At 50.2% G+C, this 8,521-nt stretch carries 8 protein-coding genes, 1 tRNA gene and 1 rRNA gene; 6 read left to right on the top strand and 4 right to left on the bottom strand.

The features are described 5' to 3' along the window. Nucleotides 1-67 precede the first annotated feature (67 nt). From rrf to L4C36_RS19840, 5 genes are all read left to right on the top strand, one after another. Nucleotides 68-183 (top strand): 5S ribosomal RNA (rrf, locus tag L4C36_RS19860). Between the two features lie 65 nt (nt 184-248). Then, nucleotides 249-325, top strand: a tRNA-Asp gene (locus tag L4C36_RS19855). 358 nt (nt 326-683) lie between these two features. Further along, nucleotides 684-989 carry a hypothetical protein gene (locus L4C36_RS19850; RefSeq protein WP_428479534.1) on the top strand — a complete coding sequence of 102 codons (306 nt, stop codon included), beginning with the start codon at nt 684-686 and terminating at the stop codon, nt 987-989. 361 nt (nt 990-1,350) lie between these two features. Continuing rightward, nucleotides 1,351-2,550: a multidrug effflux MFS transporter gene (locus L4C36_RS19845; protein WP_428479533.1), complete on the top strand. Its 1,200-nt coding sequence runs from the start codon at nt 1,351-1,353 to the stop codon at nt 2,548-2,550. Nucleotides 2,551-2,588: 38 nt separating this feature from the next. Further along, nucleotides 2,589-2,939: a DUF2799 domain-containing protein gene (locus tag L4C36_RS19840; protein ID WP_428479532.1), complete on the top strand. Its 351-nt coding sequence runs from the start codon at nt 2,589-2,591 to the stop codon at nt 2,937-2,939. A gap of 76 nt (nt 2,940-3,015) precedes the next feature. Here L4C36_RS19840 and dapD read toward each other — a convergent pair whose 3' ends face one another. The 3 genes from dapD to L4C36_RS19825 all read right to left on the bottom strand — a co-directional run bounded on the left by dapD (nt 3,016) and on the right by L4C36_RS19825 (nt 6,710). Then, complete coding sequence (gene dapD / locus L4C36_RS19835) at nt 3,016-4,047, bottom strand: 2,3,4,5-tetrahydropyridine-2,6-dicarboxylate N-succinyltransferase (protein ID WP_428479531.1); 1,032 nt, start codon at nt 4,045-4,047, stop codon at nt 3,016-3,018. A gap of 241 nt (nt 4,048-4,288) precedes the next feature. Continuing rightward, the gene (locus L4C36_RS19830) at nt 4,289-6,076 is read right to left on the bottom strand and encodes a hypothetical protein (RefSeq protein ID WP_428479530.1); all 1,788 of its coding nucleotides are present in this window, start codon (nt 6,074-6,076) and stop codon (nt 4,289-4,291) included. A 325-nt stretch (nt 6,077-6,401) separates the two neighbouring features. Beyond that, a complete protein-coding gene (locus L4C36_RS19825) occupies nt 6,402-6,710 on the bottom strand; it encodes a YebG family protein (RefSeq protein WP_428479529.1) in 309 nt (102 codons plus the stop codon). Nucleotides 6,711-6,792: 82 nt separating this feature from the next. Here L4C36_RS19825 and L4C36_RS19820 point away from each other — a divergent pair, with 82 nt between their 5' ends. Further along, nucleotides 6,793-7,479, top strand: coding sequence for a DNA-3-methyladenine glycosylase I (locus tag L4C36_RS19820; RefSeq protein WP_428479528.1), 687 nt, complete (start codon nt 6,793-6,795; stop codon nt 7,477-7,479). Nucleotides 7,480-7,516: 37 nt separating this feature from the next. On the opposite strand, the gene L4C36_RS19815 is transcribed toward L4C36_RS19820, so the two are convergent. Further along, the gene (locus L4C36_RS19815) at nt 7,517-8,440 is read right to left on the bottom strand and encodes a LysR substrate-binding domain-containing protein (protein WP_428479536.1); all 924 of its coding nucleotides are present in this window, start codon (nt 8,438-8,440) and stop codon (nt 7,517-7,519) included. Nucleotides 8,441-8,521: the final 81 nt, after the last annotated feature.

Genomic DNA, 8,521 nt, shown 5'->3' with positions numbered 1-8,521 from the left:
GAACAAAACTAGTTAACTTTTCCAGATTGCTATTTACGGCCCTGAGGCGGTAAATAAAACGAATTTGCTTGGCGACCATAGCGTTATGGACCCACCTGATCCCATGCCGAACTCAGTAGTGAAACGTAACAGCGCCGATGGTAGTGTGGGGTCTCCCCATGTGAGAGTAGGACATCGCCAGGCTTCAAATTTAAGATATTTGTTCTGAACGACAGGTATCGGATAAAACGAAAGTTTTATCTCCGTGTGGAGCGGTAGTTCAGTTGGTTAGAATACCGGCCTGTCACGCCGGGGGTCGCGGGTTCGAGTCCCGTCCGCTCCGCCACTTATTAAGAAACCCTGTCGGTAACGACAGGGTTTTTTGCTATATACTGCTTCCAAAGAGTCCTTCGGTCTCTAGGTCGCAGCTGGATGGCCAGCCCCGACTGGCCGTGCGCGTTGAGTCCCATCCGCTCCACCATTTATATTAAGCCCAAATCGAAAGACTTGGGCTTTTTTACGTCTGTATGTTTTGTTATTTATTCAATCGAAGAGAGAGCTTTCCGCTAAAAGTCCGGCGGATTTTGCCTTCACCGAACCCTCTGACATATCACTTTACAATACGGGCATGAATTCTACTGTGCCGTACTTGTCACGCTGTCTGTGGTGTGAGAGGGTGAAGAAAATAAAAACGAGGATGACTCATGACCTTTTTCTTTGAACGTACGGAAACAGCCCAAGATATTCGTATTGTCTTAAAACCCCATTCGTTGTATATCATGCTGGGCATGATCGCCGTGTGGTTGTTGAATGATTTGGTGCTGCAATCGGCTCCTGTCTCACAACTGCTGATGCCGGTGTTTATTGTGTTTATGGTTGTACGCTTCTTTGCGTTGGTCAAAGTGCAAAAAGAAGTGTTGATCGCCATGAAAAAAGGACAAGTGTCGACGGCAGGCAGCAAATTCTCCTTCACCAATCCCTTCACTTACACCCTGACAAAATCCGTCTGATATTGCGTCCTGCTAGGACGTAATATAGTGATACCGCGCTGCTAATTCTTGTTCCTAATAACATGCATAATATATACCCAAGCTACTTCAATATGCGTGTTTCAGCGAGAATATCTAGGCATCTCATCAAGGCGTAGATTTGTAGACATAGTCGTTCTACGTCAAAAAGCTATAACGCAGAGGAGATGCCTAGAGAACTCGCCCTTCGGGAGTGGTTCAGCGCAATCACTTCTGTGTCAAATACCTTTGAAAGGGGGATGCCATTCCTGCAGGTATCTTCCTTGAATTGGTTGCGCTGATAACACTCTGAATCCCGCACATTGAGGTAACTTGGGTATAACAAGCATAATAAGGATGAAGAATGGCGGCGTTTAACTGGAAACCCCTTTTATTAGCGTGTTTGATTGTCAGTATCGGGCAATTGAGCCTCGGCTTAGTGTTTCCTTCCCTGCCGTGGATTGCTGCTGATCTCCACCTCACTACCGAGCAAGTCCAACTGCTGGTTTCTGGTTATTTATTGGGGTTTGGCCCCTCACAACTGGTCTATGGCCCCTTATCGGATGTGTTTGGTCGTCGTCCGGTGTTGCTGGTCGGGTTGCTGATCGCGGCGGCGGGATTAGTCCTTGCCGTCACAAAGGCTGATACTTTTACCTGGTTATTGATCGGGCGGGTGGTTCAAGGGATTGGCGCGGGCAGTGTGGCCGTGTTAGCTCGGGCATCGATCCGTGACAGTTACCAAAGCCATGATCTGGTGAAAGCGATGACGTGGGTGGCCATTGTGGCGGCTTTTACGCCGATTGTCGCTCCGGTAATTGGCGGCTTTGTGAATCACTACGCCGGTTGGTTAGCGGTCTTTATGCTGTTGCTGGGTTACATCGTCATGGTGTGGTTGGTGTTGCTGCTGTTATTTAAAGAGACCTTATCCACCACGTCGCGCCCACGCTCCGTGGGCCAGTTAATGAAAAGCTATATCACGCTGATGCAGGAAAGCCATTTCTTGTCGTTTGCCGGTATTGGCTGGATCAATTTCGCCTTGGTCGTGCTCTCCATTTCCTTGATGCCCTTCATCATGCAGGTACAAATCGGTCTGTCTTCCGAGCAATACGCGCTGTGGGCCATGGTGCCCGCTTGTGGCTTGTTGTGTGGTGGCCTGATTTGTCAGCGGTTGCGTCCTCGGTTAGGCACGCAGCGGATGTTGATGTTGGCGCCACTGCTGCATTTTGTGGCGGGTGCCGTGTTGATTGCCGCACCGCTCGAGCCTATTTGGATGAGTGCCGGGCATTTTTTATTAGCGATGGCGAACGGGATCGCGTTTCCGTGTGCGCAGTCGTTATTGCTGGTGCCTTACAGTGATAAAGCCGGCACGGTGGCGGCATTGTCGGGGGCGTGCCAAATGGTGTTTGCCTCTTTACTCAGTAACGTTTTGTTGAAGATGGGGATCAGCCAAGCGTGGCACTTAGGTGGAGTGATGGTGATCGGTGCTGGGATAGGTGTTTTATTGGCATACCTTGGCACACACAGTGAAAGTGGACGACGTGCGGTGGCGACCTTGAACGGATAATCCCATACTTAAGCCATATCTTCTGTGGAGGAAACGCAATGGCTAAGTGGGTTAAGCACGTGTTCATCGTCGGTATTATCATGGGATGGGTCGGTTTGCTTGCCGCTTGTACCAGCCCCTATGAAACCCAGTTAGCGGCAGAAAAAGAATGGGAAAAGCTGGGGAGCTACCATGGTGAACAAGGGTATCGGGAATTAAATCAAAAGGACTTGCTAAAGCAGGGAGCATGGGGCGACATTGATTATGAAGAGTACCGGGCAGGGTATTTGCAGGGGCGGTTTGAATACTGCAAAGGCAAGCGTGATGTCACGGTGCGGATCAATCCGGCGTATCCCGATGAGTGTGAGGATTCACCCTCCCAGTATGGATTAGTTGAACGCGGTTACTGATAGCGTAAAGAAAGAACAAAAGAAAAGGCTGCCCAGTGAAGGCAGCCTTTTGCGTTAGGTTATTTGACGCGCAGTATTAGTTATTGCTGTGCAGTTCGCTGTTTAGCTCAACGGCCGCTTTGTTCGTCAGACATTCAATCACGCCTGTCATTGAGTTGCGACGGAAGAGCAGATCCGGCTTACCCGCCAAGTCACGTGCTTTCGCAAAGCCCGCTTCCTGACCGTTGTTATCCAGTAGGCGCACCTTAGAGCCTGCTGTCACATACAGACCGGATTCAATCGTACAGCGGTCACCCATTGGGAAGCCAAGACCGGCGTTTGCGCCCAACAGGCTGTTTTCACCGATAGATACCACGACTTTACCGCCACCAGACAGCGTACCCATGATAGACGCACCACCACCGATATCAGAGCCATTACCCACCACAACACCCGCAGAGATACGGCCTTCAACCATGCTCACGCCAGCGGTACCCGCGTTGAAGTTGATGAAGCCTTCGTGCATAACAGTGGTGCCTTCGCCTACGTGTGCGCCCAGACGTACACGTGAGGTATCAGCAATACGTACGCCGGTAGGGACAATGTAGTCCACCATTTTCGGGAATTTATCGACACAGTCAACGGTCAGCGTTTCGCCGTTTAGGCGTGCTTCGATCTGGCGATCGGCAAGCTCAGGCAGGTCGATAGCGCCTTGGTTCGTCCACGCGATGTTGTGCAGCAGACCGAAGATGCCATCCAGTACTACACCGTGTGGTTGAACAAGACGGTGAGAGATCAGTTGTAGCTTTAGGAAGCCTTCAGCAACAGATGCTGGTGCTTCGTCAGTCGCCAGAATCACCACCACCAATGGCTGTGAAGACTGTGCTGCTTTCTCGGCAAATTGTGCGCTTTTTTCTTCGTCTGCTGCACGGAATGCTGCAGCCAAATCGGCACACTGCGCAGCAGTGATTTCTAGTGCTTGGTTACCTTCTTTGTATTCAACAACAGCAGCAATGGCGTTCACAAGCGCATCTGATGGATTCAGAATCGGTGTTGGGAAGAAAGCTTCGATGATTTTGTTGTCGCGGTTTTTGGTCGCGGTACCCAGGGCAAGTGAAAAGCTGGCCATTATTGTTTTTCTCCATGTTAAATCATAAGGCGTTGCCTAAACGGCAGGCACGCATTGCAATGCGTCATGATCCCATCATAAAGAGAGTTGCGTGGAGTTTGAAGGGGCAAAAGAAAATAGGGCGGATTATTCTATTTTTGCCCATGGGGAGGTGATTTCTACAGGTAGGATGAAAGGTAAAGTGAACGCCCCGTGGTGTGGTACCACGGGGATGGTTGTTAAATAGGGTGGATCGGGGTGATTAGTCGAGGCGGATCAAACGGGCACGTTTATTCTCATAGTCACCCCCTTGTTTTATCACGAACAGATGCCCTTCGTCGGTAAACATAGCGGCAATGGCTTTTTCATCGTATTCCCTCTCATTCATTGTTACCTGAGTTTTGGGGTAGCTCTGTAGCGGGATCAATGACGATTTATCCAGTATGCGGACGGTACCTACGGGGCTATCGTCTGCCACAACGAGCTGATCACGGTATTCACTCATCGCAATGATGTCCGCATCCCATGGATGGCCATATTCTTCATATTGAGCCAGGGGAAGAGACCCCGTGAACGTTAGCACTTCTTGGTTGCTGATAGAGGCGTCAAAAATACTGCCTCGAGAGGTGTAAATCTGATTGCCGTCTGGTGAGAGCCAGAAGTTATCCCCCATTGGATGATCGCCGTGGTACTGGGAATCCTGCTCGTTACCCGGACTTCTGTTTGCATCCAGCGTCAGACGACGAATATCCTGTGGGGAAAACGCGGTTGTAGTGGTAAACATATGACGGCCACTTGGGTGGAAGGCCATCTTGCTAATTTTCCGCAAGTTATTATTGATGGTCGACTCTGTCTGAGTCGTCGTGTTAAAGGCATTCATCCCCCAGTCATACGTTGAGGTTTGGTACACAAGATCGCGTTTGACCAGTACATCATTCGCTTCTCTGCTGCTTGTATGATGGAGGGTCGGTGAGCTTGCCGGATGGTCAGGATCATAGTCAATAACCGTGATGTGACCAGCCTGCCCAATGGCGACACGGCCTTGTGTCGCGAAATGATCAACCGCGACATCATAAGGGTCAGTCGGTAATGGGAACGTTGAGGTGGTGCCATTGGCAATATCATAGATATACGCTGCGTTGGACGGCTGAGAGGAGGCCATCACGATAACATCCAGCGCAGGGATGTATTCCGCATCCACCACATTGTGGTTGAAGGGGTGAGCGTTGCCCACAGCCAATGCAGGCGCAGGATCTGATATGCCGGTGGTGATTTGGTAGCTCACCGGAATGGTAATGGGGCTGCCTTGTACCGGGTAATCACATGCTTCATCGTAGCAGGAAGAAACGGTAATCGTATCCGTGTGGGTACCCGCACCCAGTGCGCTTGGCAGCATTAAGTCAGAAGTCAGGGTGAACGTGCTTTGTGTGCCGTCATAGTACAGATCGTCAATGAGGGTATGCGTCACAATGTCGCCCTGAATATCAACGTTGGCGTTTAACAATGCCGAGTTGCTACCGGTGAAGGCCAGTGATTGGGTGATCAGTGGATTGTCGACATGCTTATCATTCACGACAGCGTGTTTGCTGATACGGTTTTGCGCATCCGTGAGGGTCAGGCGTTCCAGTTCGACACTGTAGCGTGCCGATACCGTGAGGGGAGAGCCGCTGGCTTGGCGATTACAGTTTTGGTCATAGCAGACAGCAATCAGGATTTCACTTTCCGTTGTGCCTTCACCGATCTTATAGCCAGGATGAAATTGGAAAACCGCTTCTCCCCCAGTGTCAGAGGTGAAGTAGATATCGCCCGCTTCTAACAAACGACCATTAGGCTCCAAGATACCGATATAGACATTTTCATTAGTGGTACCGTTTGAATCAAATTTGACGCCAGCAAAGGTGGCACTCATGCTGTCACCGACGACATCGACGGATTTTTCTTTTAAATAGACATGCAGATTTTTACCATCACCATCACCATCGCCACCACCACCTCCGCCGCAACCTGCGAGTGTTAAGGCAGATATCAGTATGACCAGTCCCTTCTTCATCGTCGCTCCCTTCTTATTGATACAACTACTTTCAACGTGTTCCTCTGGTCAAAAAGTACTCTAAATAGAGAGGGTTGCGCAAAGTGATTTAATGTTATATTTGTGTAGGGATGTAACGGTGTCGCGTAATGCGAGTGATCTCAATTTTCCATGGTGAGGATAGAGTGGGAATGCAAAATAAATGTCTATACATGATATGCACAGGTGGATGATTAGAGTGTTTTAATGGCCGTCAATGTCACGGGATACAAACGTTTGTGGGGAGAATAGGCACAAAAAAACCTCCCGCAGGAGGTTCATTATCTACCGTGAAGTGATGGGCAGATTATGCCGCGTCATCTTCTTCTTCGATGTCGTCAGCATCTTCTGCGACAGCGGTCGGTTTCGTTGCTTTTTTCTTTGGTGCTTTTTTCGCACCCAGTGCCACTAGCACTTCTTCGCGATTTTGCGCAAGGAACATAGACAGCTCTTCACGCTTGGCTTCATCTTCGAACAGATCGCTCTCTTCCAGTAAAACGAACAGCTCGTCAGCCATATCCAGCATTTTGTCGTAGGCGTCGGCTTCGGACTTAGAGGTGAAAGTCATCTTTTCTTCTCCGTTGCGCTCAACCACATATTTGACGATAACAGCCATGGTCACCCTCTCCGAAATTGATTAACTGGCTGTTTATACAGTAGCATAACAGGCTATGTCCAGTGATAAGCGTGTTAATGTGATGGCAAGAGAAAGATTTGCACAAATTTATACCCGTGCCGCTGACCGGAAAGGGGGCGAAGCGGCGTTGGAAGCGATGTTGGTGTCACCGCTGTCGCGCGAACAATTAGCCGCGATCGGGGATGACCGCTGGCTGGCCGCGTTCAGTCAGAAGGTGTTCCAGTCGGGGATCAGCTGGCAAGTGGTACGCAACAAGTGGCCGAACTTTGAACATGCCTTTTTTGGTTTTGATATCGAGAAGATGCTGTTGATCCCGGATGATATGTGGGAACGCAAAGCCACGGATCCGAGCATTATTCGCCATCTCGCCAAAGTGATGACGATTCCGGCCAATGCGCAGATGATCCATGATGCGGCGCGTCAGCATGGTTCGTTTGCTCGCTTTGTGGCGGATTGGCCCTCGAGTGATATCATTGGCCTGTGGCGTTATCTGAAAAAACACGGTGCCCGTCTGGGCGGTAACACCGGCCCTTATACGTTGCGCGTGATGGGGAAAGACACCTTCATTTTGAGTCAAGACACCGAAAGCTATCTACGCCAATGCGGGATCATCGACGGTGGTCGCGATACGCAAAAATCCCTCAACGCCACACAAGCCGCGTTCAATGCGTGGCAGGAAGAATCTGGCCGTCCCTTGTGTCAGATCAGCCAGATCATTGCATTCAGTTGTGGGGATAACCGCGTTTAACTTTTGTTTAATTCACGCATTTAACTCGCGCCAGTCATCATTGTTTGGGATCTGAGGTTTCATCCGGGCAGGACACGGTGTCCTGCCATTGCTGACAAAAGGCGATAAACAGCTTCAGTAGCGGGCTCTGATACTTCTCTTTGTGGTAGAGCAGCCAGTATTGGCGGTGCATGTCGAGGGGAGCGCTCAGGATGACCACGCGCTGATCTTTCACCGCATGTTCTACTGCCCGCCGCGACAGGCAGGTGATCCCTAAGTTGGCTGCCGTGCAGTTAATGATGGCTTCCGTGTTGTTGAGTTCAAACGCCTGTTGCCAGTGTGCCAGACGCGGGGCCAGTTTTTGCAAGAAAAACTCCCGCGTGCCCGAGCCCGGCTCGCGTAAGATCCACTGGCTGTTTTCTAAATCTTGTAAGCGTAAGTGGGGGAGGGTTGCCAACGGATGATCCGGATGGCAAGCAATGACCATTTCATCACTCAGCCATGGCTGAACGGCCAGATTCCCTTCCTGCACTTTTCCTTCGACTAAGCCGATGTCCAATTCAAATTCCGCCAACATATGGCAGATCTGCGCGGTATTGGCGATATACAGGGACTGATCGCGGTGGCCAGATGACTCTCGAAAATCACGCAGCAGAAAAGGCGTAACCTGATTGCCGACCGTGTCACTGGAGCCGATTTTTAATTTGCCGGTGATGGGGCCTTCTTGGCTGAACAGTTGCTCAATGTCCTGACTGCGCGCCAGAAGCTCATCGGCCAGCGGTAATAAGCGTTTGCCTTGTTCATTGATGATCAGGCGGTTGTTGTTGCGATCAAACAATTTATGGCCCAATTGTTTCTCCAGCTCAGACAGCGCCATGCTGACGGCGGGCTTGGAGAGAAACAGCTTTTCGGCGGCTGCCGTGATCGTAAGTTCTTGAGCCACAGTGACAAACACATTGAGTTGGCGCAGCGCGATATTCATAAGGTGATCTTGTTCAGCAATACTTAACTTACCTTTCAATATATTCAATTATCCTAAATCCTGCAATCTAGGTAAACTTGC

The sequence above is a fragment of the Photobacterium japonica genome, assembly GCF_050337005.1.
In the GTDB taxonomy this organism is placed as follows: domain Bacteria; phylum Pseudomonadota; class Gammaproteobacteria; order Enterobacterales; family Vibrionaceae; genus Photobacterium; species Photobacterium japonica.
The sequence above is the reverse complement of the archived record's forward strand: the minus strand, read 5'-3'. Positions and strand labels throughout refer to the sequence as shown.